The sequence below is a fragment of the Pseudomonadota bacterium genome (assembly GCA_030860485.1).
Lineage (GTDB): Bacteria > Pseudomonadota > Gammaproteobacteria > JACCXJ01 > JACCXJ01 > JACCXJ01.
In genome coordinates, this window is sequence record JALZID010000184.1 from 1 (window position 1) to 25032 (window position 25032).

The following is a 25032-nucleotide window of genomic DNA, read 5'->3' on the forward strand; positions in this document are numbered from 1 at the left end:
TGCGACGCAGACCGTCCTCGCGCGCTTTCGGCTCGCGAGCTACCTGCCGGATGTCTACATCGAGATCCCCGGCAATGTCTGCGCCTTCCACGAGTTCCACCGCGCCCGCGAGTTGATCGAGATCGGCCGCACCAGGGCCGCCGAGGCCCTCGAGCGGTTGCCGAAACGTGCGCCCCGGGATGACGTGACCCCGCTGTAGTAGCTCTCAAGGCTAACCGCCATGCATGGCCGGGAATATTCGCGGAGGACAGAGCAACCGGGCGGCAGGCCCGATGATGAGATGCGCTTCCTTCGAACCTGTGACGGGGCCCGTATCGCCTACTGGGTTTCGACACCGACGTCGCTGCAGGGGGCGCTCGTGCTGCTGCACGGCGCCGCGAGCAACCACACGCGCTGGTCTGAGCTCTGCCGCACCACGGCGCTGCGCGAGAATTGGGCGCTGCTGCGGCCCGATCTGCGCGGCCAGGGCGCGTCGCTGTATCGCGGCCGGATCGGCATGGGCGAATGGTGCGCCGACCTCGCCGCGCTGCTGGACGCCGAGAGTCTTTCCAGGGCTGTCATCGCGGGCCATTGCCTGGGGGCCAATCTCGCGCTGCGGTTTGCCGCACGCTTTCCGGCCAGGACGGCCGGGCTCGTGTTGATCGAGCCGATGCTGCCCGAGGCGCTCGCCGGAACGATGCGCTCGATCCGTCGATTGCGGCCGGCACTCTGCGGGCTGGTCGCACTAACTCGAAGCTTCAATGCATTGGGATTACGACGCCGGCGCCTCGAGCCGCTCGATCTCGAGCGGCTCGACCGCGAGACGCGGCGGGCGGCCTCCGGACGTAATAGAAACGCCAGGGGTCCGGAAGACGAAGGGCGGCTCGCGAAATACGCCTCGCCGCTCTTCGATCTGCGCACCACCGCGACCGGCGCCTACTTGCAGGCGTTGCTCGCGGTGACCGAGGAGCTGCCCGCACCGGATACGCTCGCGACGCGCGTCCTCGCACTCCTTTCCGAGCGCAGCACATTCACCGATCCGGCGGCGACCAAGGCCTTCCTGGAGAGACTGCCCGATTGCGAGATCGTCACTGTACCGGCGCGCCACTGGATCCCGACCGAGCAGCCGCAGGCGATGCGCGCCGCGATCGAGGACTGGCTGCGGCGCTGGTTCTGCGCATAACAAGATCTAGCCCCTACATGCGCAGCGTCCGCCTCCTGCCAGCGCCATCGTTGAGGTGGTAGCCTACAGCAGCCGCGCCGCGACCTTCAGATCATCGACGAATTGTGCTAACTCCCGGCGCCGATCGGCCTCGGTCTGCTGGCGCAGGATCGAAGAGGGATGAACCGTCGCTATTGCATGTTTCGCAAGTGGCGTTGGCAGAGCCTGGCCGCGTTGACGCGTGACTTTGAAGTCGCGACCGAGCAGCGCCTGAGCGGCGGTGGCCCCGAGACACACCAACACTTCCGGCTCGATGAGCTCGATCTCTTTCTCGAGCCACGGTATACAAGCGGCGATCTCGCGCGCACTCGGCTTCTTGTGGAGCCGGCGCTTGCCCTGTAGCGTCCACTTGAAATGCTTGACCACATTGGTCACGTAGGCGTCGGCTCGGTCAATACCCGCGGCGCAGAGCCCTTCATCCAGCACCCGCCCCGCGGGACCCACGAACGGCGCACCTTGCAAGTCCTCATCATTTCCCGGCTGCTCTCCAACGAGGATCATGCGCGCAGAGCGCGGTCCCACGCCGAAGACGGTCCGAGTTGCATCCTTGTATAAGGGACAGCCCTGACATGCCCGAGCCGCCTCGCGCAGCGACGCCATCGAGATCCGATCGGGCAGGAACTGTCGCGCGCTCACGCCGGTCTGATTGCGTTCGACCATGCTGTTTGTAGACAGCCCACCCGCGATGTTCGTTCCCCTGCATGTCAAAAGCGAATTCTCTCCCGGACATAGCGCTGCCGCCGTGGAAGAGCTAATGCACCGTGCGGGAATGTTTGGAATTCCGGCCATGGCGCTCACTGATGTCGAGAACCTTTATGGTCAGGTCCGGTTCCACCGCGCCGCGCGGTCCTACGGGATTAAGCCTATCACCGGCGTGGAGCTGCGGGCCCAATATCAAGCGGGCACGCTAGGATGCAAATCTGGGCGATTGGTCTTGCTCGCCCGCGATCGATTGGGCTACGAGAGCCTCTGTCGGATCATTACCCGCCGTCGCAGCGCCGTTCGCCAGAGGGGGTACGACCCGCTCGATTGCCTCAAAGCCGAGCCGAGCGGGATGTTTTTCTTGAGCGATGATGCCTCGCTGATCGAAGCGCTGCTCCAAGTTGGCGTCGCCGCCACAGATATACGCTTCCTGCTCGTTCGGCCGGGTAATATTTCTCATGATATTTGGGTGCCACCACGCGGGGTTCGCACGGTCGCGGATCCGGATATAGTCATGGCCGGCCCCGCCGACCGGGACCTGCATTTGCTGAGGATGACTATCTGCCGCCGTCAAGAAATCTCGGAGCTAAACGACGCGGAGCCATGCAGCCTGGCTCCGCCGCTAGAGCTCCGCGCGCTGTACCGCGATGTGCCGGAGGCGCTCACGGAAACGCTGGACGTGGCGGAGGAATGCAACTTTGATCTCGGCGACGCGCCTCCGGTTTTGCCCTCCTTCGAGTTGCCGGCCGGCGAGACAGCAGAGGCACGGCTCGCAGCCATGTGCTGGACGCGCCTTCGGGCTGCGCAACATACTGGGCGGTGTCGGGGGCCGCGATACGAAGAACGCCTGCGCCAGGAGCTCTCGGTCGTTGAACGCTTGGGCTATGCCGGTTATTTCCTGATCATGGCGGAGATTGCCGACCACGCTCGGCAGCTCGACATCGCCGTTGCGGGACGCGGCTCGGCGGCTGGATCGCTCATGGCGCATCTCTTAGCTCTCACCGCAGTAGACCCGATCGAGCGCGGGCTGTACTTCGAGCGGTTTCTGAACCCGGCAAGGAAAGAGCTTCCCGACATCGATCTCGATGTCGCCTCCGACCGGCGGGATGCGCTCATCGACTGGGTTTACACCCGCTTCGGAGAGGAGCGGGTGGCGATGGTATCGGCGCATCAGACAATGCGGCGGCGCGGGGCATTTCGCGCAGGCCTTAAGGCACTCGGCATGCGGCCGGCCGAGGTCGATCGGTTCTGTCAGCGGATGCCAGCGGACGAGCTTGAAGAGGAGCTGCTGCCGCTGCATCTGCTGCCGGGCCGCTATCGCGCCGCCGTGCCGTTGATCGGGCGGCTGGTGGGCAGGTTCCAACATCTATCCGTCCATCCCGGTGGGGTGGTCATCGCCGAGCCGCCCATCGATAGCCAGGTGCCGCTCGAACGGGCGCCGAAGGGAGTGCGCGTGACGCAGTTCGACAAGCGCGGGCTCGCGGCGATCGGGCTCGTGAAGTTCGATCTGCTCGGCAATCGGGCGTTAACTGCGATCGCCGAAATCAGACGGCGTGTAGGGGCACCGCTGGTGGCATCTGATGCCGATCCGGCGACACTCGAAACCGTGCGTGCCGCTCGCACTGTCGGATGTTTTCAGATCGAGACGCCGGCACTGCGGGCAACGCTGCGCAGGCTGCCGGTGCGGGGGATCGCAGACCTCATAGGCGCGCTTGCCATCGTGCGCCCTGGCCCCGCTGCGGGTGAGGCGAAGGCCGCCTATCTCCGGCGCGCGAATGGAACCGAGGCGCCCCAAGCCCCGCATCCGCGCCTCGCGGCGCTCTTGCGTGAAACGCACGGCATGATGCTCTACGAAGAAGACCTTATGGCGTCCATCGCCGCGATGACGGGAAGCTCGCTCGAGGCCGCAGACGATCTGCGTGCCGCGATTGTGCGGGCCGATAATGCTGCTACCCTCGCCGGCCTCGAGCGCGACTTCGTCGCCGCATCCGTACAGAGCGGCGTAATGGCAAGCGAAGCGCTCGCGGTGTGGCTTGTACTCGCGCGCTTCGCCGCCTACTCGTTCAACAAAGCGCATGCCGCGAGCTATGCCGAGCTCGCGTGGCAGTCGGCCTACCTAAAGACCCACTATCCGGTGGAGTTTGCCGCTGCCGTGCTCAACAGCTACGGAGGTCATTATCCGCTGCGGACGGTGGCGGGGGAGCTCGCGCGTTGCGGGGTGCGGCTGCTCGCCCCACACGTGAACTTCTCGGAGACGGCGTGCACCGCGGAGGCCGGCGCAGTGCGTGTGGGCCTGAGCGCGGTGAAGCGTCTCACGGCCAAGAGCCGGAGACTGATACTCGATCGAGGGCCGTTCACCAGTCTGGCTGATCTGCTGGCCCGTGTCGCGATCAGTCACCGCGAGCTTGAGGCGCTGGTCCTCTGCGGCGCCTGTGATGCCCTCGCGCCGCTGGCCGAAGAGCTTTATCCGTTCGCACACCAAGACGTGCTGGAACGGCTGCGCGAGGAGCGCTCGGCAGGCGTGCTCGAGGGGTTCGTGTCCCGACGAGCATATGGCGCACGCGCGAAGGCCTATCGGTCGTTGGTGCGGATCCGAAACGAGCTAAGGTTCTTGGAGATGCATCTGACTGACCATCCGATGCATGTGCTACGCGATGAGGCGGCAAGAGTTGGGTGCATCACGACCGCGGAGCTGGCTGCGCGGCGCGGCGCTAAGGTGCGCATCGCCGGATTGGTGGCGGCGGCGCGGCGGCTCGTGACGCGCGGTGGCCGTATCATGCAGTTCGTCACCTTGGAGGACGAGCACGGTCTGGTCGAGACAGTGCTGTTTCCGGACGTGTACGCATCGCTTCAGGATCCGGTGACCACTCCGGGACCGTTCATCTTTGGCGGGCGGGTGGAGGATGGCGAGGCGCAACTCCATGTCTCCGAAGTGATCCCGTTCTATCTGCGCGCCCGGCCCGAGTAAGTATCTCGGCTGGCTTCGCCCCTCATCCTTCACCCCTCCGCCCCTCCTCCACCGCGTGGCCGCCCTGCGTTCGTTGGCGCCACACCTCGATCAGCGCGACCGTTACCGCGAGCACGACCGGGCCGAGGATTAGGCCTGAGCCGCCGAAAACGATGAGCCCGCCAACGATCGCGAAGAACACCGGCAGCGTGTGCAAGCGCAGCTTGCTTCCGACCAGAACCGGATAGAGGAGATTGTCGATCAGCGAAACGACGACACTCCCCCAAATTGCCAGAATCAGCGCTTTTCCCCAGTCGCCGCCAAGCGCGAGAAAGCCTGCTGCCGGCAACCAGATCACAAAGGCCCCAAGCACGGGAACAGTAGAAAGGACCGCCATCACCGCCCCCCACAAAACCGGCGCGGGCAACCCGAGCAGCCAAAACATGGCTCCGCCGAGAACTCCCTGCACCACCGCGACCACGAGGGTGCCAAAGACCGTACCGCGGATCGTCTCCGAGACCCGTTTGAACACACGCGCGGTTTCGCGCTCGGTCAGCGGCAACAACGAACGCACGAGCGCGAGCGATTGGTCGCGGTCTCGCAGAAAATAAAATAGCACGAGAAAAGTGATGAGCAGCTGCATCGCCGTCCATACCGAAGTTGTGACGACTCCGGGAATGCGCGCGCCGACTGCCTTCACCGCTTCCTCGACTTCGCTTTTGACGTCGACCCGTTCCTCGATCCAGATCAGGACCGGCGCCAGCGCGCGCCTTTTCTCGATCGCGCTTCTCCATCGTTCGCCCGTAGCTTCCTCCCGCACCACCTGAACCGCATCCGCCGCTTCGCGCCCGATCTGCCGCGCGAGGAACAGCGCCGGAGCGACCACGATGACCGCAACAATCGCGCAGCTGAGGAGAGCACCGGCATCGCGGCCTTTCATTCTGTTTGCGATCGCGCGGTGCAAGGGATACGAGATAACCGCGAGCGCGAGCGCCCACGCGAGCGCCGGGAAAAACGGCTTCGCCAGGAGATAACAAAGATAAAGCGCGAGCACGGTGAAAACGACTAGGATGAAAGCGAGCGTCCTTTCACGCGTCATCCATCCCGATTCAGTGCCGGGAACAGTGGTCATCGTAACTTTTTGTTTTTTCGCTGACCGTTGGTCAGCGTGAACGAGCGGTCCGTTCAATCAAATTGGCTGGTAAACTCCGAAGGCTTCGATCAGCAGGCGAGCGCGAAAACAAGAACGTCGTCGCTTTGCTTGCAGCCAACAACGAATTGCCGCCGGCTGCGACCGCGATGTATTGCACGCCGTGGACTAACGTCATTTTTCGTGAAGAGCCACAGTACTGGTGGGCTCGTGAGCTGTCAAGCATACGGGTCGTCGCCCTGGAATCAGGGTATTTTCGGGCCCCTCATCGGCCCGAGACGCTGTGTTTCGAAGCGTTTTGGCGTCTCGGGCGGCCAAGGCACGAGTTCCGAATGTCAACTATCGCCAGAGCGGCAGCCCTCGTGATCTGCGGGCTCTAGTGTCCGCGCGACCAAGGGATGAGGTCGGGACGCCGCCGTACCACCGCTGCCGTACGGACGGGTGATGACCTCCAGCAGGTGGCCGTTCGGGTCGTCGAAGTAGAGCCCGCGGCCATCGTCCCAGCCGTTGATCTGGTCGCGCTCGTGGCGGCCTGGGTCGGCCCAGTACGAGAGGCGCCGTTCACGGATCCGCTCGAAGATCTCGTCGAATTCGATCTCGCTCACCAGGAAGGCGTAGTGCTGAGACGTGATCTCGCCGTCGGCTTCGATATAGTCGAGCGAGGTATCGCCCACGCGCACCACCGCAAACGGGCCGAACAGCGAGGGCGCCGGGAGGCCCAGGATCTCAGTCAAGAACATAGCCGCCGTATCTTTGTCGTGCGCGGCGACGATTATGTGATTCAATCGGACGGCCATGATCGTGATCCTTTTTGTGGTGAGAGCTATCGCGTCACGCGCGGAAAGAGCGCGAGGTGCGAATAGCCGTTTGGCTTGGGATTGTACAATCCCGGCGGATTGACAAATCGCAATCCGCTTTCGATGTCCTTGTGTGGATTATCCGTGACATTGTCGTATGCTTTGTTACTTAAGCGATTTGTCTATCGAAACCACGTGCGCGGTTCCCGGCGGCCCTCGCGTCTGGGATAATAAGGACACCTCGACCATAGTACGTTTCTCTTGTGACCTTATGGCACGTTTTGTTCTAGAGGCATAGCAACGCATGTGCCGCGTACGAGTCGAAGCAGTCAACGAATGCTCTTCTCGGTGCAACGCGGTGAAACGGCGGTTTATCTTTTGAGTTCCAGGGCTTCTGCGGTATGCGAGTAGGGGGGGGGCCGGTCGGTAAGAGTTACAAAAGGGGCGGGTAATTCTTACAGGTCTTGCGTCGATATGGCTTTGCAAAGAAGGTCTGTTCTTGCACGCCGATGGATGGAGCAAATATTCGTCACGGCGTCCGCTACCAATGTAACGTAATGGAGGTGTTACCATGGCTGAGACGGTTAGCGATTTCATGGTACAGCGGCTGTATGAGTGGGGGGTCCATCGGATCTATGGTTACCCGGGCGATGGCATCAACGGCATCATGGGCGCCTTGGCGCGCGCCCAGGATAAGATCGAGTTTATCCAGGTTCGGCACGAGGAGATGGCGGCCTTCATGGCCTGCGGCCATGCGAAGTTTACGGGGGAGGTCGGGATCTGCCTCGCGACCTCGGGTCCCGGCGCCATTCATCTGCTCAACGGCCTCTACGATGCGAAGCTCGACCACCAGCCGGTGGTTGCGATCGTCGGCCAGCAGAGGCGCGCCGCGCTCGGGGGTGATTATCAGCAGGAGGTGGATCTCACCGCGCTGTTCAAGGACGTGGCACACGAGTATGTGCACGTGGTGACGACGGCGGCGCAGATGCGGCACTTGGTCGATCGAGCGCTGCGGATCGCGAAGGCAGAGCGTACCGTGACCTGTATCGTGGTGCCAAACGATGTGCAAGAGCTCGATGCGGTGGGAAAGCCACCACGCGAGCACGGGACTATCCACTCGGGTATCGGCTACACGCCCCCGAGCATCGTCCCCGCCCCGGCTGACCTCAAGCGTGCAGCGGACGTGCTCAACGCCGGGAATAAGATCGCGATGCTGATCGGTGCGGGTGCGCTGCATGCGGGAGACGAAGTCGTCGAGGTTGCTGAGCTTCTCGGCGCCGGCGTCGCGAAGGCGCTGCTGGGCAAGGCCGCGCTCCCCGATGACCTTCCTTTCGTTACGGGTGCCATTGGGCTGTTGGGCACTCGCCCGAGCTGGGAGATGATGAACGACTGCGATACGCTGCTCATGGTCGGGTCGAACTTTCCGTACTCGGAATTTCTCCCCCCCGAGGGCCAAGCGCGCGGCGTGCAGATCGACATCGACGGGCGAATGCTCTCGATCCGCTACCCGATGGAGGTAAGCCTCGTCGGCGATAGTAAGGAGACCTTGCGAGCCCTCATCCCGCAGCTTCGACGCAAGCAGGACCGCGGGTTTCGCGAGCATATTGAGGACAACGTCGCCGAATGGTGGAAGACCCTCGAGGAGCGGGCGATGAACTCGGCCGATCCCATCAATCCGCAACGAGTCTTCTGGGAGCTTTCCCCGCGCCTGCCCGACGATTGCATCATCACCTCGGATTCGGGCTCGGCGGCCAACTGGTATGCGCGCGATCTCAAGATGCGCTCGGGGATGATGGCCTCGCTCTCGGGCGGGCTCGCGACCATGGGGCCCGGCGTCCCTTACGCCATCGCCGCCAAATTTGCCTATCCCGAGCGCACCGTGATCGCCTTGGTCGGGGATGGAGCGATGCAGATGAATGGCAACAGCGAGCTCATCACGGCGGTCAAGTACTGGAAACGGTGGAGTAACCCGAAGCTCATCGTCTGCGTGTTGAACAACCGCGACCTCAATCAGGTGACCTGGGAGCAGCGCGTGATGCAAGGCGATCCCAAGTTCGAGGCCTCGCAGGATGTGCCGGATTTCCCCTATGCGCGTTATGCAGAGCTCATCGGATTTACCGGCATCCGGGTCGAGACCCCTGAGGCCATTGGCCCTGCGTGGGACCAGGCATTGGCCTCCGATCGGCCCGTGGTGCTCGAGGCCATCACCGATCCCAACGTCCCGCCGCTGCCCCCGCATATCACGCTTGAGCAGGCCAAAGCGTATGTCTCAGCGCTGCTCAAGGGCGACCCCGACGCCCTGGGCATCATCAAGCAATCCTTCCGCGAGGTGTTTCCTTGATGAAGATAAAGGCGGACTGGGAAGGAGCCTAGCACAGCGCAATAAAGGCCAAGCTCGAAAAGGACCACCCGCGGCATCTCGAATACTTTCATGACCATGTGCGGATCGAGGGCATGTTGTTCGATGGCGTACGGGTCCCCCTGCAGGGCAGGCTGTATCCCGATTCGTCGCGGCCCGGATTAGGCTTGGAGCTCAAGCGCGTGGATGCCGAGCGTTACGCAGTGTAGTCGATGAAGCCAAGACCTCATACAGGATTGAACGTCAATGCGGTGCCCTCGCCTCTGAGCTCCGTGCACGCATCGAGGGCGAGGTGCGGTTCGATGCTGGCAGTCGTGCCCTCTATGCGACCGATGCCTCGAACTACCGCCAGGTGCCGATCGGCATTGTCGTCCCGCGGACCATAGACGAAGTAGTGGAGACGATCGCCCTTTGCCGAAAGCACGGTGCCCCAGTTCTCTCGCGCGGAGGCGGCACCAGCCTCTGCGGCCAATGCTGCAACGTCGCGGTGATCATGGACATGTCGAAATATCTGCGCCAGATCCTCGCGCTCGATCCCGATCGAAGGCTCGCGCGGCTCGAGCCGGGCACCGTGCTCGATGATCTTCGCCGCGCGCCGAACGACACCGCCTCACCTTTGCCCCGGACCCGGCCACGCACACTCACAATACCCTGGGCGGGATGCTCGGCAACAACTCCTGCGGTCCGCACTCGGTCATGGGTGGCCTGACCTCCGATAACGTCGAGGAACTCGAGGTCCTCACCTATGATGGGCTGCGTCCGCGCGTCGGGGCAACCTCCGACGAGGAGCTCAACGGCATCGTCGCGGAAGGCGGTCGGCGCGGGGAGATCTACCAAAGGCTGAAGCAGCTGCGCGACCGCTACGCAGATCCAATACGGCAGCGCATCCCGAAGATCCCGCGCCGGGTCTCGGGCTATGCCCTCGATGAGCTCCTGCCCGAGAACGGCTTCAACGTCGCGCGCGCCCTGGTGGGCACCGAAGGCAGCTGCGTGGTGATCCTGGAGGCCACGGTGCGGCTCGTCTACAGTGCGGCCGCGCGCGCGCTCTTGGTGCTCGGCTATCCTGATGTCTACACGGCCGGTGATCACGTGGCCGAGATCATGGCCTATCGCCCCACCGCGCTCGAAGGGATCGACGACCGGCTGGTCGATGATATGACCGCGATGGATGTCCATCCTCGCGGCGTGAAGCTCTTGCCCGATGGTGGGGGCTGGCTCTTGGTCGAGTTCGGCGGTGAGACTCGGGAGGAGGCCGCCGACCACGCCTGCCGCGCGATGGATGCCCTGAAGAAACAAGGGCAGCCCGCCCTCGATGAAGCGATTCGAAGACCCCGCAGAGATGCGGCTCATCTGGAAGGTGCGGGAATCGGGCCTGGGTGCGACCGCCCATGTGCCGAACAGGCCGATCACCTGGGAGGGCTGGGAAGACTCGGCCGTGCCGCCCGAGAAGCTCGGCGCTATTCTGCGCGAGCTACGTGCGCTCTTCGACCGTTACGGTTACGAGTGCGATCTTTACGGCCACTTCGGTCAAGGCTGCGTACACACCCGCATCGATTTCGACCTGGAGACGGCCGAGGGCATCAAGACCTTTCGCGCCTTTCTCGATGAAGCGGTGGAGCTCGTGGTTCGCTATGGTGGCTCGATCTCCGGCGAGCACGGCGATGGGGTATCCAAGGCCGAGCTGTTTGCCGAAGATGTACGGGCCGGAGCTGATCGAGGCGTTCCGTCAGTTCAGGCGATCTGGGACCCCGAGCGGAAGATGAATCCCGGCAAGGTGGTCGATCCCGATCCGATCACGACCCATCTGCGCTTAGGTACGCAATACAACCCAGCGCAGCTAGCGACGCATTTCAAGTTCCCGCAGGATAACGGCAATTTCGCTCGCGTCAGCCTGCGCTGCGTCGGGGTAGGCGCGAGGGCGGCGGCACCATGTGCCCGAGCTATATGGCGACGCGGGAAGAGAAACATTCGACGCGCGGGCGAGCGCGGCTGCTCTTCGAGATGCTCGGGGGCGAGGTGATCACTGGAAGAGCGAGGAGGTACGGGAGGCCCTGCACCTATGCCTGTCCTGTAAGGGCTGCAAAAGCGACTGCCCGGTGCAGGTCGATATGGCGACCTACAAGGCCGAGTTCATGTCGCATTACTACGATGGACGCATTCGCCCGCGCCAAGCGTATGTTTTCGGGCTCATCGATGTCTGGTCACGGCTCGCAGCCAAGATGCCCGCGCTCGCCAATTTCCTCACCCATGGGCCGGGATTCAGCGCCCTCGCCAAGGCAGTGGTCGGGATCCCCAAACAGCGCCAGATCCCGCAGATCGCAGCGGAGTCCTTCACCCTGACTTTCGCGCCGGCCGCTGCGCACAAGGGCGATCGGCCTCAAGTCATCTTGTGGCCGGATACCTTCAACAATTACTACCACCCCTACACCTTCGCGGCGGCAGCCGAGGTGCTCGATGCGGCAGGATTTTGCGTCCGCATGCCCCAGCGGCCCTTATGCTGCGGGCGTCCCCTGTATGAATTCGGCATGCTCGGTCTGGCCAAACGCAGGATTTCGCGTATCCTCGAAGCGCTGCGTAACGAGATCCGAGCCGGGGTTCCCGTGGTGGTGCTCGAGCCGGCCTGCGCGAGCGTGTTCCGCGACGAATTGCTGAATCTGTTTCCGGCCAACGAGGACGCCAAACGGCTTTCCAGCCAAACATTGTTATTATGCGAATTTCTGGCGCAGAAGGCGCCCGACTTTGTGCCGCCACAGCTTCCGCGAAAGGCTCTGGTGCACGGACACTGTCATCACAAGAACATCCTGAACATGAGCGGGGAGCAGCATCTGCTCGACAAGCTCGGGCTTGACTACGAGGTCCTCGACTCCGGTTGCTGCGGGATGGCGGGCTCGTTCGGCTTCGAGAAGGACAAGCACGCGATCTCGATGGCCTGCGCCGAACGGGTTTTGCTGCCCGCCGTGAGACAGGCGGCGGAAGATACCTTGATCATCGCCGATGGATTCAGTTGCCGCGAGCAGATCGCGCAGTGCACGGAGCGCCGCGCCACGCATATCGCCGAGATCATGCAGTTGGCGCTGCGGCAGGAGCGCACGACTTCAGCACGTGCGGTGCACCAGCAATGCGGGTAGGCCGTTCCAGGCGATCGCGACTAAGGCGAGCACCGCGAGGCCCAGCGTGAGACGCTGCAAGAATCGGGAGGTCGATGGGCCTTGCTCGGCGCCTCGCACAGCGCTGATCAGCACCGCGCCGGTCATGGCGGACGCGATCGCCGTGGCGACGCCGACGGCAAGCGGCACCACGCCGATCCCGAACAATATGGCATCATCGAACCCGCGCGCGCAGGCGAGGGCCGCGAAGACATAGATGAACAGGAAATCCGCCCCCCAGATCAAGAGACCAGCGCTGATAAAAAACAAGGTCGGGGCAAAGCGCTGAGCCACCGCCGTATTCCAGTTCCCGTAGAATTACCCCGCCAATCGTGGGAACAATTCCACGACAGCGATCCCTGCTATTCCTTGAGCGGCCATGTAGTGCCAGAAGATCCGCGTGTTGTCGAAAGTCACGCGCCGAGTCGCATCGAGTCGTGAGGCCCATGATCGAGCTAGGGTAAAGAGCGTCATCACGGCAAGCACCGCGACATGTAGTCCTTGGTAGGCGATGATGGCATAGACGAGCGCGCCATAGGCGTGCTGGTCAGGCCGTAAGTCGGTTTGCCACTGCCCATAGAGACTCGTCCCGAAGGCAACGAACATGAGCATGAGCGCGACGATGAGCGCGGCTTGCAAGATCATTTGCGCATACCGCGTTCTCGAGGAAAGAGCAGCGTTAGCGAGAGCGAGCGCAATGCTGCTGGCGAGCCAGAACAACGCTGCGGCGCCGGCTGAGCCCAACGGAGGCAGCGTGAAAGGAGCGGGTGGCCACGGGCCTTGGGTGCCGTTCCAGAGGTAGAAGTACGAGAACAAGAGCGCGGCGAAGACGGTGCCGTCGACCAGCATGAGCACCACCATCGCCCACCAGGAATGTGAAGCGGGGCCGGAGGCATAGACGGGCAGCCGGATCCCCCCGCCGATGGCAACGGGTGGGTAGGCCGGGCCGCGATCGGTATCCCACATCCAGCGCAGGATCGCCCCCGCCGCGATGAGGCCACCGATCGCGGCCGGAACGAGCAGCTTGACGGTCAGGAACAAGAAAAACGCCGTCGTTCCCATGGCCGCTACGAGCGGCAGCCAGCTCGGCCCGGGCAACAACAGGAGATATTGAGGGCGCGCGTCGATCGCGCTGGTTACGATGGTTTCGCGCTCGCCGGTGGCGCTCCCAGGCAAGTAATGCCGGCCGCTTTCAACCTCGTCTGCAAGCCCGGGGTTATCCCACAGCGGTTCTCGGCTCGTGACCAGTGGAATGCTGCGGCTCGCGTAGTTGTCGAGCGGCAGCCATTCCAGCGTGCTCGCGCGCCAGAGGTTTGCATTGACCTTGCCCGAGATCCGAACATGCAGTGCGATATCGATCAGAACGAGAAGGATCCCCGCGGCGAGAATGAAGGCGCCAAGGGTCGAAGCCAGGTTCATTCCGTCCCAGCCAAGCCCTTCCGGATAGGTATAGACGCGCCGCGGCATGCCGAGGAGCCCGGTGATGTGCATCGGAAAGAAAGCGACATTGAAGCCGATGAACATCAAGCCGCATGCCCAGCGGCCGAGCCGCTCCGAGAGGGGTCTGCCGCTCACCGTCGGCGCCCAGTAATAAAACGCGGCGAACAGGGGAAACACCATGCCGCCGATGAGCACATAGTGTAGATGCGCGACCACGAAATAGCTGTCGTGAGCTTGCCAGTCGAACGGCACCACGGCCAGCATCACCCCGGTGAGTCCGCCGAGCACGAAGATGGCGAAAAAGGCGAGGATGAACCACATCGGCGCCGACAGCCGCACCTTCCCGCGCCAGAGGGTGGCGATCCAGGAGAACACCTGAATGCCGCTCGGGATCGCGACCGCCATGCTGGCCGCGGAAAACAAACCCATCGAAAGCGGCCCGATCCCGACGGCGAACATATGATGTACCCACAGGCCGAAGCTCAGCGCGCCTACACCGAGCAGCGCGATGACGACCCAGCGGTAGCCGATGAGCGGGATCCCGGCCATGGTCGGGATGATCATCGACACCATGCCGGCGGCGGGCAGAAAGATGATGTAGACCTCTGGATGGCCGAATAGCCAGAAGAGATGCTGCCAGAGGACGGGATCGCCGCCCTTCTCGGCGATGAAAAACGGCCAGTGGAAGGCCCGTTCCAGCTCGAGCAACAGGGTGGCCAAGATCACCGGCGGGAAGCCGAAGACGATCATGGCGCCGACCACCAGCATCGCCCAGGCGTAGATCGGCATCTTGTCGAGCGACATGCCCGGCGCGCGCGTGCGCAAGATCCCCACCACCAGCTCGATGGCCCCGGCGATGGCGGAGATCTCGATGAAACCGATGCCGACCAGCCACCAATCGGCACCGCTCGACGGGGAGTATTCATAGCTCGTGAGTGGCGGATACATGAACCAGCCGCCGTCGGGCGCGGCGCCGAAGAACAGCGTGCAGAAGAAGATGAGACCCCCGATCGCGTAAGCCCAGAACGCATAGGCGGAGAGCTTCGGGAACGGCAGATCGCGCGCCGCGGTCATTCCCGGTAGCAGATAGACACCCATCGCCTCGACCACCGGCACCGCGAACAAGAACATCATCACCGTGCCGTGCATGGTGAAGACTTGATTGTAGGTCGCCGCCTCGAGCAGATCGTTGTCGGGCACCGCGAGCTGAGCGCGCATGAGCAAAGCCAGCGTTCCGCCGAGCGCGAGAAAGAGCAAGGCCGTGCCGATGTAGAAGAGGCCGACATAGGTGTTGTTGACGACCTTGAGAAACGCCCATCCCTTGGGCAGCTCCCAAACGCGCTCCAGCCGCTCGAGCTCATCCAGGGGTCGCGGCAGTGGATTGGGTAGCACAGTCACTTGAGGCTCTCCAGATACGCGGCGACGGCGCGCAGCTCTTGGCCGACGAAGACGCTCATCGAAGGCATGAGATTGCCGGGCTTGATGCGCTGGCTGTCGGCGATCCATCCGGCTAGCGTGCCGACATGATTATTCAGGGTTCCGGCCGCGAGCGAGCGGCGGTTGCCGACGTGAGTCAGGTCCGGCCCGTGCGGACCTTTGGCGCCGGTACCGCGGATCGTGTGACAGGCCCCGCATCCCTCGCGCAGGAATGCATCAAGGCCCCGCTGGAAGAAGGGATCCGCAGGCTCGATCGCCGGCGTCGCCTCATGCGCGAGCCAGCGCTGAAACGCTTGCTCGGGCTCGGCGATCACGTAGAAAGCCATCAACGCATGTTGAGCGCCGCAGTATTCGGCGCATTGACCGCGGAAGACGCCGGGCCGCGTGGCTTCGAGCGTGAGCCGATTCACCCGGCCCGGGATCATATCCATCTTCCCGGTGAGCGAGGGCACCCAAAAACTGTGAATGACATCCGCGGTGCTCAGCGCGATCTCGACGGGTCGGCCGACCGGGAGGTGGAGCTCGTTCGCTAACACGATCTCGCCCATGCCATTCGGCTGCCGGTAACGGACCTCCCACCACCAACGCTTGCCGACGATGCGGATGTCTGGTGAGCCGGCTGGCGGGGGAGAGGTCAACTCATTGCTGATGAAGAGTGTATAAGCAAGAAGCACCGAGAGCACCGCGACCGGAAAAATCAGCCCGCCGCCGATCACCCAGCGGCGCTTTGCGACTCGTTTGGGCGCCGACAACACGCCATAGAGCAGCAAGCCGATGACGAACAGGAAGATCACGCTTGCGCCGATCAAGAGCACCAGGCCGAGCCGCTCGATAGACTGCGCGGCCCCGCCCGCCGTATCGAGCGCCGATTGGACACCCTCCGCCGTTTCGAACGAGAAACGAACCACCGGAGCCGGAATGCCGGCCCACGCTTCCGGCAGGTCTGGCATCGCTAGCGAAGCCGATACAAATAGGCCGCCATGTCTTTTGCCTCTTGTTCCTCGACGCCCAGGTTCGGCATCGCGGTTTCGGGAGCGAGCGCCGGGGGATCTCGTATCCAGCGCTCCAGGATCTCTTTGCGGTTACTGAGTTTGCCGGCGATATAGACGCGATGACTGAAGGCATCGAGCGGCGGGCCGACGACACCGCGCGCGCCCCGTATACCCGGTATCGTGTGACAGACTCCACAGTCGTAACGCTCGATGGCCGCACGCCCCGCCTCGGGATCCGCGCCGGTGGAGCGAAGCGCATGCGAGAGATCCGCCGGATCGGCGCAGGCCGTCACCATAAGGACTATGCCAAGCGGGGTGACCCGTCGATTGATGAGTGTATCCATCGGGTTTCGTAGCCTGGAAGCACAGCGACATCCAGGTTATCGTTTTGTTTCCTATTCGAGGGTGAAGAGGTAGGCCGCCATATCGCGTGCATCGGACTCATTGACATCGAGATCCGGCATGGCTGTCGAGGGGCTCACGGCCTGCGGATCGCGGATCCATCGAATCATGTTTTCGGCGTTGTTGGGGATGATCCCTGCGAGGTATTTGCGGTTGGCTATGCCGTCCAAGGGTGGACCGACATGCGCATGCGCCCCGGTGACTCCGGGAATGCGATGGCAGGCCGCGCAAGCGTACTGGCGTAAGGCGGCGGGGCCGCGGAGCGGATCGGCTTTAGCGAGCGCCGCGCGAGGCACGCTATCCTGGCGTGGCCGGCGTGCCGGCTTCGCCTCCAGCAAACCGCATGGGCCGTTTATCGTCTCGTTCAATGTACGATAGTCCTTCGGCGCGAGCAGCGGCATTTGTTTGAGAAATGCCACGATTGCCCATAGCTCTTGATCCGCGAGCCGATAGCCCCACGCCGGCATGCCCGTCATCTTGATGCCGTACTTAGATACCCAATAAAGCTCGGCCGGCGGCCATTCGCGCGCGGTCTGCACCAAATTATTGGGCAGGGGCAGCAGACCTTTGCCAACGTCATCGCGCGCGACGCCTGGCGCGCCATGACACTGTACACAATGGTCTCGGTAACATCGGAACCCGTTCTCGACCAGTGCCGGATCCGACAGGGCCGGGACACTGATCGCCCCGGCACGTTGACGCACCGAGCTGCGCAAACCTGTGTCCAGTATCCAGTAGAGGAGCGCGCTGTGCTGGTTCGTCGCAGCGACGTCGTAAACACCTGAGTACAATACCGCGAAGCCCGCCAGACTCAAGGATCCCGCAGACGCCGCGAGGATCGCCAGCCACTTCTTCAGGCTTCTCGATAAACGACTCATCGTTGTCCATAATTAGCCGACGGTACACGCCTGGCTTGCCACTGCACTGTGGTCTTTTAATGGCTCGCGGTCGGCGAAGTACACCATGACTTCGATGCGTGCTTCCTCATCGCCTGCATTGAGCAGGCATATCGTTTCGTGGCTTTCGAGCTGGCGAGTGTCGCCGGTGCTTTGCGCGGGAATATAACCCTCGACGATCGCCCAACGCCTGCGGCCTATTCCACTGCTCATGGCATTCTCCTATAGGCTTTGCTAACCACCTTCGCGGAACGCGGGATACAACGCCATTCCGCCATCGACATAGAGGATAGCCCCGTTGATATAATCGGTCTCGTCGGAGGAGCCATACCGCGACCCGAGCGACATCCTCGACCTCGCCGATCCGCCCGTAGGGAATGAGACGCAGAAGCTCGGCTTCTGCGTGCTGCTTTTTCCACGCCTCCCTGTTGATGTCGGTCTTGATAGCGCCAGGGGCGATGGCATTGACACGGATCCGGTGTGGCGCAAGCTCTTGAGCCATGGTCTTCATCAACATGGCGATGCCGCTCTTCGACACCGCATAGTTGGCGTGCCCAGCCCAAGGAATGGTCTCATGCACCGAGGAGATACAGATGATCTTGCCGGCCGCGATCGAGCGCTCGGGCATCACTCCGCGACGCATGAACTCGCGGGCTGCCTCGCGCGCGCATAAAAAATAACCGGTGAGATTGACCGCGATCACCCGATTCCAATCTTCCAAGCTCATGTCGAGAAACGCGGAATCCTTCTGGATCCCGGCGTTGTTGACCAGGATATCGATGCTGCCCAGCGCCTCGATCGCCTCGTTGAACATGGCTTGCACTTGCACCTTGTCGCTCACATCGGCGCGGATAGCCAGCGCCTCGCCGCCTGCCCGCTCGATGTCGGCCACCACGCGCTGGGCGTTCTCGCTTACCACTCGCGTAGTTGATCACCACTGTCGCACCAGCGCCGGCCATTTGCCGCGCGATCTCTGCGCCGATGCCCGAGCTGGCACCGGTCACCAATGCGCGTTGCCTATCCAGTGGGCCACTCATAACCTTTATCTTTGAGGGCAGAGCTCAAACTATTGGATCCTTCCGTTGCATCTCCTGCCCGAGCGTTACCGCCGCTCTCGGTCGAAGCCGGTCCGCGACCCAACCCGATGCGGTCGGCTTCGGATCCCATGGTGCGGCTATAGGGTAACTCGATCCCGACTTGGGCGCGCCTGCGGCGAGGCACAATAAACCGGCGCTCATTTTCGGAGTGCAGGCGATGAAAATCCATGCGCAGGCCTGCCCCACCCCCACCGCCCAACGCGTGGCGCGGTAGAGATCGTCGTCAGTATATAGGTCCCAGCCAAAAGTTGTAGTAGAAAGGGTCGTCGGTCAGGCCTTTTCGACCTGAAAATCCCTTACGATCAATAGCTTCTACGTACGTTTAGCAAGAGAGATGCCACGGCTCTTGATGCCTTAAAGTCCAAAGGTGGCGTCTAGATGGCGCTGTTCGAGAATGCGGCTTGCCAGGATAAGTTGGTAAAGGTTGCCGAGTTCTTCGGTGTCGGTCTCTGCACTGAGGGAAGTCGCACCTTCGTCTATCCTCTGATATCCATGTGAAAATCGTCCTAAAGCGTTGCGTAATGTTTACAAAGGCTCCGGTAGTCCTTACCGAGGCGCGCTCCATAACGCGCTCCCGGAGACGCCCAGACCCGTCTATGTGGCTGAATTGGAGTCCGGACGTTCTCTATGGTACGGACCTTGCCGATCAACTGGAGCTCAGGTTAAGGCCTGAAGTCACAGTACGCCGGAGGGTGAGATGAGCGAGCAGCTTAACGTGAGGCAATGCAATAGGAAGGAAACATGAAACGTAAGAGTGCAGCGATCGCACTTATAAGCAGAGCATGCTAAACAGGCCTTAGAGCGCGCTGAAATGGCTCGAAAGGCGAAATCCGATAATCAATATTACCGAAGCGGGCTGAAGCGTGAGCCCACAGGAGGAAATGAAATGCAAGTAAAAGCCATCATGACCCCGGAAGTGGATCTCATCAATCCAGAGGCGAGCGTCCGAGCAGTGGCACAAAAGATGCGCGATGACGACGTCGGCGCGGTGCCCGTAGCGGAGAACGATAGGCTCGTTGGGATGGTGACCGACCGCGATATCGTGGTACGCGCCGTAGCGGAAGGTACGGACATGGGGAGCTATACGGCACGCCAAGTGATGTCGCCCAACGTCCTATACTGATTCGATGATCAGCCCCCTGAAGAGGTGCTGCGAAACATGAGCGAGAACCAAGTGCGGCGACTGCCGGTGTTAAATCGTGCCAAGCGGCTGGTAGGTATGGTTTCTCTGGGCGATCTGGCTCAGCATAGCCCTGCGGCGCTGGCGGGCGAAGCGCTCAAGGGGGTCTCTAGAACCGGTGCATAAACGGACCGATGGGGCCGTCGCATGGCAACATGTCAAGTGGTCAGACAATATGAGTGGCTACCAAGACAGACACCATGCCGGGCGGGTTCTCGCATCCGCCCTCATCAACTATGCGGGACGATCGGACGTCACCGTGCTCGGCCCTGCCCCGGGGCGGGGTTCCCGTCGCCTACGAGGTTGCCAGGCAACTGGGCACGCCCGTGGATGTCTTGGTCATCCGCAAGCTCGGAGTGCCAGGCCACGAGGAGCTGGCGATGGGCGCGCTCGCTTCAGGAGACGTGCGGGTAATGAACAAGGAGGTGGTCTCGGCGCTCGGTATTTCGCAGGGCGCCATCGCCGCAGCTGCGTCTGACCATCGCCGCAGCTGCGTCTGAGGAGAGCCGGGAGCTTGCGCGGCGCGAGCGCGCCTATCGCGGTAAGCCGCCCACCCTTCGACGTCTCGGGCAGGACCGTCATCCTGGTCGACGATGGGCTCGCGACCGGCTCGACGATGCGCGCGGCGGTGGCCGGCTTAAGGCAGCGCGGGCCGGGGCGCATCGTGGTCGGCGTACCGATCGCCGCGCCCTCGACCTGCGAGGAGCTCGCCTCCGAAGTGGACGACATCGTGTGTGCGGCGACTCCTGAGCCCTTCTACGCGATGGCGCTTTGGTATGCGGATTTCCCCCAGACGACGGACCAGGAGGTGCGGGAGCTGCTGGAGGCGGCTGCGCGCCACGGCCACCACGACCCGTGTGCCCCAGCATACCGCGGAGCATATTAACCAACGCATCCGAGAACAGACCGAAGCGAACATCGCCCGCTACGCCGCGGCCGGTCCTGAGGCGATCGATCGACGGCTCAAAGAGCTCGAACGCGAGTGGGATATGGAGCTCCGAGGCCAACGCCTCGACGCTCGCGCTCATCGGGGTTGTGCTCAGCGCGACGTGCTGCTCCCTGGCGTGGTGGCGGCCTTGCTGCTCCAGCACGCCATTCCAGTGCCGGTGCCCGTGTTCCGGCGCCTGGGTTTTCGCACCCAGACTGACATTGACTACGAGCGCTATGCGCTAAAAGCGCTGCGCGGGGACCTCTGCCCGGACCGCGCGGCGGCTGCTTTTGTTGGCCATGCAACGTTGACTCAAGTATGGAGGCCCAACCTATGAAATTATCCAGTAGTTATTGTGGGCCCCTGTTGTTTGGCGCTGTGGTGTTCGCCGGCACCGGCGCCTGCGCTATTTCCCCCACCTCGCCCTCGCCTACCGCAGCGCCAGGGGCGGAGAAGACCACTAAGACTCAGGCCTTGGGCCTCGGTGCGCGGGCGCTCCAAGACACCGCCCCGATCGAGCAGCTCGATGCCTATCTCGACGGCTTCCACTTCGTCCATGGCAATATGGGCATTCAGGAAGAGGCCCATCACTACTGCTACCAGATGACAGAGGAATTCATCCAGTGCGCCATCTACGACGGCAACGGCAAGGAGGCGAAACTGATGGGGGTCGAGCACATCATCAGCGACCGGCTGTACCGGGGGCTGCTCGCCCAAGAGCAGCACATGTGGCACCCGCACGACTACGAGGTGAAATCGGGACTGTTGATCGCCCCGGGGGCTCCCACAAGCGGCCGAGCACGAGCTGATGGAGAAGCTGGTTAGCACCTGGGGCAAGACCTGGCACGTGTGGCACACCAAACAAGATAAGCTGCCGGTAGGGGAGGCCTCGCTCATGATGGGCTTCACCCGGGATGGGCAAATCCGGCCCGCGCTGATTGAAGACCGTGACCGGCGGTTCGGGATCGCGACGCAGGAGCGACGCGCGCAGCGGGCCGACATCCCCGATCCGCGTCATTCCGAGGCCGTGTCCGCACGCGAATCGAAACCCTCGGTCGGGAAGGCATCCAAGCCTCGGAAATCGCGGCGGCCCACGGTGCAATAGACCGCCTGGTGCGTCGTCGGAGTGACAGCCTGGTGGCGTTCATGCGGCAGCTGTAGTGACTGAAGACTTCCCTTCCCTGCTGGCCAACGAGCGGACACTGCTGGCCTACGCCAGCACGGCACTGACTTGCCTGCTCACCGGCATCGGATTGATCAAGCTTTTCGGTTCCCCCCTCATCATCGGGCTCGGAGTAGGCTTGCTGCCCATCGGCGCGGCGGTGCTCGGGGTCGGCCTCTGGCGTTTTCGCGCGGTGGGCAGCGCCATCGCTACCTCGGGGCACGGAATGGCACGCTGGACCGGGGGGCATGGGTCCCGCTTGATGCGCCAATCCTCGCCATCCTGGGTCTTGGGATTGTAGCCATGGTGAAGTCCCTTATGTCAGGAGGAGCGGACGACCGGCTCATGCGGGACCGCAAGGACACGGTGGTCATCACGGGCAGCGGCGGATTCATCGGCCGAGCGCTCGTCTCTAGGCTTGCGGAGTCCTACAATGTGGTTGGCTTCGATCTGCAAGAGCCGAAAGAGTTGCCGCCCGCGGCGAGCTTCGAGCGGATCGACCTCACCTCCGAGGACAGCGTACGGCAGCCATTGGCAGCGGTCCGCGAGCGCCACGGCGGCCGCATCGCTTCGGTGATCCACCTCGCCGCCTATTTTGATCTTACCGGCGAGCCCAATCCGAAATACGAGCAGATCACGGTCAGGGGAACGGAACGGCTGCTGCGGGCGCTGCAGGCCTTCGACATCGAGCAGTTCGTCTCTGCGAGCTCGATGCTGGCGCACCGGGCACGCCGGCCTGGCGAGCTGATCGATGAGGACTGGCCGCTCGAGTCCGATCTGCCTTATCGTGCCTCCAAGGTCGAGACCGAACGCCTCATTCATGCACAGCGCGGATCGATCCCGGTCGTCTATCTGCGGCCCGCCGGCGTCTATGACGACCTATGCCGCAACCCCTTTCTCGCGCACCAGATGGGGCGCATCTACGATGCGGAATCCCAAGGGTCATGTCTATCCGAGCGACCAGCGCACCGGGCAATCTTTTCTACACCTTGACGATCTCGTGGATGCTGTGTCGCGCCTCGTAGAGCACCGCAAGAGGATGCCCGCCGAGCTGGCGCTTCTCCTCGGCGAACGGGACGTGATGGGCTACGGCGAGCTGCAAGACGAGATCGGCCGGCTGATCCACGGCGAAAGCTGGGTGACCTGGGAGATGCCGAAAGCCCTCGCCAAGGCTGGCGCATGGGTCGAGGAGGACCTGCTGGGTGAAGACTCTTTTATTCGCCCCTGGATGGTCGATATTGCCGACGACCATTACGAGATAGACATCAGCCGCGCCCGTAAGCTGCTCGACTGGGAACCGAAGCATTCCCTGCGCAGTACTCTGCCGCGAATGATCGAGGCGCTCAAGGCGGATCCGGCCGGCTGGTATCAAGCGAACAAGCTCAACGCCGCCACGGTGGCGGGGCGGGGCGAGAAAGCACGGGAGCGAGCTAAAGCGCTTCACACCGAACACGAAAGGATGAAACCCGAGCACATGGCCGAGATGGCCAGCATGCACCATGCAATGTTGTGGGTCCACTTTCTCGTGATCGCCCTCGGCGCCTGGCTCCTGACCAGTCCTTTGCAATTCACCTTGTTCGATCCAACGGCGGCGGGGACCGTGCGCGACATCACCCAGGAGCGCGACCTGTGGGAACCGGGGCTGCGCAACGCGCTCACCGGCTGGAGCGACATCGCCTCAGGCTTCTTGCTCATGCTCTTCGGCACACTCGCTCTGTCCCCCCGCTTTGCCTGGGCGCAATGGGGGACCACGCTCGTCGGCTTGTGGCTGCTGTTCGCGCCGTTGTTCTTCTGGACCCCGAGTGCCGCGGCCTACATGAACGATACCATCGTCGGCGCGCTGGCCATCACCTTCTCCGTGCTCGTGCCGATGATGCCCGGGATGAGTCCCCAGGGCATGATGGACGAGAGCACGGTCCCGCCCGGCTGGACCTACTCGCCCTCGTCCTGGCTGCAGCGCCTGCCGCTCATCGCTCTCGGTTACTTCGGCTTCCTCATTGCCCGCTATCTCGCCGCCTATCAGCTTGGCCACATCGGCTCCATTTGGGAGCCATTCTTCTCCGGCGCCGCCGGCAAGAACGGCACCGAGCACATCATCACCTCGGACGTCTCGCGGGCCTGGCCAATCCCAGACGCCGGTCTCGGCGCTACGAGCTACATGATCGAGGCACTGATGGGGGCGATGGGCATCGCCACGCGCTGGCGGACGATGCCGTGGATGGTGACTTTCTTCTTCATTCTGGTAGTCCCGCTCGGTGGCGTCTCGATCTTCTTTATCATCATCCAGCCAATCATGATCGGCACCTATTGCACGCTCTGCCTGATCGCCGCGCTCGCGATGCTAATCATGATCCCGCTCACGCTCGACGAGGTGGTGGCGATGGGCCAGTACATGTTGCGCAGCCGGCAGATGGGGCGCCCGTTCTGGCGGACCTTCTTCAGGGGCGGTCCCGAGCCGGCCGGAGGACAGGATAAGAAGGATCCGGGCTTCTCTGCTCCGCTCGCCATCCAGTCGGCGGCCGCGATACGGGGCGTCACCACGCCTTGGACTCTGCTCGTGAGCTGTGCGCTCGGTGCATGGCTGATGTTTTCCCGCCCGATCTTCGGCACAGAAGGCGCGATTGCCGATAGCGACCATTTGACGGGAGCGTTGATCATCACCGTGGCCATCTGCGCCATGGCCGAGGTCGCACGACCACTGCGGTTCCTGAACCTGCTGCTCGGTCTCTGGCTGATCACCGCGCCGTGGCTGCTCGCGGGCGCAACAGCCGGTGCCGCCTGGAACGACATAGTCATCGGCCTCTTGATGGTGGCCGCGAGCCTACCGCGTGGGCCGCGCAGCGCGGAGCACTACGGTGCCTGGGACAGAGGCGTAGTTTGAGAATACCATATCGTCAAGCTCCGGCCGCTGGCGATCCGCGACATCACAGAGGGGAATGAACCCGGCGACGTTCCGACTGCGTGCGATGCTCGGGTGGCGGATGCACTACATCGAGCGGTGCACCGGGTAACCAACCACTGCCAGCGCCAACGCCCAAGTCAGGGCGGCCGGCAAGAACGGCTCGGCAAGGCGAAAGCAGAGATAACTGGCCAAAGAGTCGCGAGCAGCAACATCAGCGCCTCTACGCGCTCGCGCGATAGCCATCCTTTACCGTTGTTGGCTATGCTGGATCCTTGTTCGGTGGGCATGCCTGTA

Annotated in this window: 15 protein-coding genes and 8 pseudogenes; 13 read left to right on the forward strand and 10 right to left on the reverse strand. The window is 62.9% G+C overall.

Going from position 1 to position 25032, the window contains the following annotated elements:
• Together M3461_10010 and M3461_10015 are read left to right on the forward strand one after the other, a co-directional pair.
• Positions 1-199 (forward strand): hypothetical protein (locus M3461_10010; GenBank protein MDQ3774669.1); only part of this gene is annotated, 199 nt, incomplete at its 5' end.
• Between the two features lie 81 nt (positions 200-280).
• A complete protein-coding gene (locus M3461_10015; protein ID MDQ3774670.1) occupies positions 281-1162 on the forward strand; it encodes an alpha/beta hydrolase in 882 nt (293 codons plus the stop codon).
• A 63-nt stretch (positions 1163-1225) separates the two neighbouring features.
• On the opposite strand, the gene M3461_10020 is transcribed toward M3461_10015, so the two are convergent.
• Positions 1226-1861 carry a UdgX family uracil-DNA binding protein gene (locus M3461_10020; protein MDQ3774671.1) on the reverse strand — a complete coding sequence of 212 codons (636 nt, stop codon included), beginning with the start codon at positions 1859-1861 and terminating at the stop codon, positions 1226-1228.
• Positions 1862-1955: 94 nt separating this feature from the next.
• On the opposite strand from M3461_10020, the gene dnaE reads away from it, so the two are divergent.
• Positions 1956-4871 (forward strand): DNA polymerase III subunit alpha, encoded by a 2916-nt coding sequence (dnaE, locus tag M3461_10025; protein ID MDQ3774672.1) that lies wholly within the window; start codon positions 1956-1958, stop codon positions 4869-4871.
• A gap of 22 nt (positions 4872-4893) precedes the next feature.
• Here dnaE and M3461_10030 read toward each other — a convergent pair whose 3' ends face one another.
• Together M3461_10030 and M3461_10035 are read right to left on the reverse strand one after the other, a co-directional pair.
• Positions 4894-5982, reverse strand: a complete 1089-nt coding sequence (locus tag M3461_10030; GenBank protein MDQ3774673.1) for an AI-2E family transporter — start codon at positions 5980-5982, stop codon at positions 4894-4896.
• A gap of 437 nt (positions 5983-6419) precedes the next feature.
• Positions 6420-6797, reverse strand: a pseudogene (locus M3461_10035) (VOC family protein).
• Positions 6798-7368: 571 nt separating this feature from the next.
• Here M3461_10035 and M3461_10040 point away from each other — a divergent pair.
• The 4 genes and pseudogenes from M3461_10040 (at position 7369) to M3461_10055 (ending at position 12284) form a co-directional block, all read left to right on the forward strand.
• The gene (locus M3461_10040) at positions 7369-9138 is read left to right on the forward strand and encodes a thiamine pyrophosphate-requiring protein (protein ID MDQ3774674.1); all 1770 of its coding nucleotides are present in this window, start codon (positions 7369-7371) and stop codon (positions 9136-9138) included.
• Between the two features lie 71 nt (positions 9139-9209).
• Positions 9210-9365, forward strand: a pseudogene (locus M3461_10045) (mandelate racemase).
• Positions 9366-9550: 185 nt separating this feature from the next.
• Positions 9551-11176 (forward strand): annotated as a pseudogene (locus M3461_10050) (FAD-binding oxidoreductase).
• 88 nt (positions 11177-11264) lie between these two features.
• On the forward strand, positions 11265-12284 hold the full coding sequence (locus tag M3461_10055) for a heterodisulfide reductase-related iron-sulfur binding cluster (GenBank protein ID MDQ3774675.1): 1020 nt from the start codon (positions 11265-11267) through the stop codon (positions 12282-12284).
• Here M3461_10055 and M3461_10060 read toward each other — a convergent pair.
• The 7 genes and pseudogenes from M3461_10060 to M3461_10090 all read right to left on the reverse strand — a co-directional run bounded on the left by M3461_10060 (position 12252) and on the right by M3461_10090 (position 18506).
• Positions 12252-12596, reverse strand: coding sequence for a hypothetical protein (locus M3461_10060; GenBank protein ID MDQ3774676.1), 345 nt, complete (start codon positions 12594-12596; stop codon positions 12252-12254). The two genes, M3461_10055 and M3461_10060, sit on opposite strands and share 33 nt — an antisense overlap.
• Positions 12597-12620: 24 nt before the next feature.
• Complete coding sequence (ctaD, locus tag M3461_10065; protein ID MDQ3774677.1) at positions 12621-15140, reverse strand: cytochrome c oxidase subunit I; 2520 nt, start codon at positions 15138-15140, stop codon at positions 12621-12623.
• Positions 15137-16129 carry a cytochrome c oxidase subunit II gene (coxB, locus tag M3461_10070; GenBank protein ID MDQ3774678.1) on the reverse strand — a complete coding sequence of 331 codons (993 nt, stop codon included), beginning with the start codon at positions 16127-16129 and terminating at the stop codon, positions 15137-15139. The genes ctaD and coxB overlap by 4 nt, the downstream gene beginning before the upstream one ends.
• 2 nt (positions 16130-16131) lie before the next feature.
• On the reverse strand, positions 16132-16515 hold the full coding sequence (locus M3461_10075) for a c-type cytochrome (GenBank protein MDQ3774679.1): 384 nt from the start codon (positions 16513-16515) through the stop codon (positions 16132-16134).
• Positions 16516-16566: 51 nt separating this feature from the next.
• Positions 16567-17451 carry a c-type cytochrome gene (locus tag M3461_10080; protein MDQ3774680.1) on the reverse strand — a complete coding sequence of 295 codons (885 nt, stop codon included), beginning with the start codon at positions 17449-17451 and terminating at the stop codon, positions 16567-16569.
• Between the two features lie 12 nt (positions 17452-17463).
• Positions 17464-17682, reverse strand: a complete 219-nt coding sequence (locus tag M3461_10085; protein ID MDQ3774681.1) for a sensory rhodopsin transducer — start codon at positions 17680-17682, stop codon at positions 17464-17466.
• Positions 17683-17703: 21 nt separating this feature from the next.
• Positions 17704-18506, reverse strand: a pseudogene (locus M3461_10090) (glucose 1-dehydrogenase).
• A gap of 946 nt (positions 18507-19452) precedes the next feature.
• On the opposite strand from M3461_10090, the pseudogene M3461_10095 reads away from it, so the two are divergent.
• The 6 genes and pseudogenes from M3461_10095 (at position 19453) to M3461_10120 (ending at position 24717) form a co-directional block, all read left to right on the forward strand.
• Positions 19453-19872, forward strand: a pseudogene (locus tag M3461_10095) (CBS domain-containing protein).
• Between the two features lie 49 nt (positions 19873-19921).
• Positions 19922-20632 (forward strand): annotated as a pseudogene (locus M3461_10100) (phosphoribosyltransferase).
• Positions 20604-21011, forward strand: a complete 408-nt coding sequence (locus M3461_10105) for a hypothetical protein (GenBank protein MDQ3774682.1) — start codon at positions 20604-20606, stop codon at positions 21009-21011. Before M3461_10100 ends, M3461_10105 begins: the two are co-directional and overlap by 29 nt.
• 227 nt (positions 21012-21238) lie before the next feature.
• A pseudogene (locus M3461_10110) lies at positions 21239-21779 on the forward strand (OBAP family protein).
• Between the two features lie 55 nt (positions 21780-21834).
• A complete protein-coding gene (locus M3461_10115; GenBank protein MDQ3774683.1) occupies positions 21835-22137 on the forward strand; it encodes a DUF202 domain-containing protein in 303 nt (100 codons plus the stop codon).
• A 44-nt stretch (positions 22138-22181) separates the two neighbouring features.
• Positions 22182-24717: pseudogene (locus M3461_10120) on the forward strand (NAD-dependent epimerase/dehydratase family protein).
• Positions 24718-25032 lie beyond the last annotated feature (315 nt).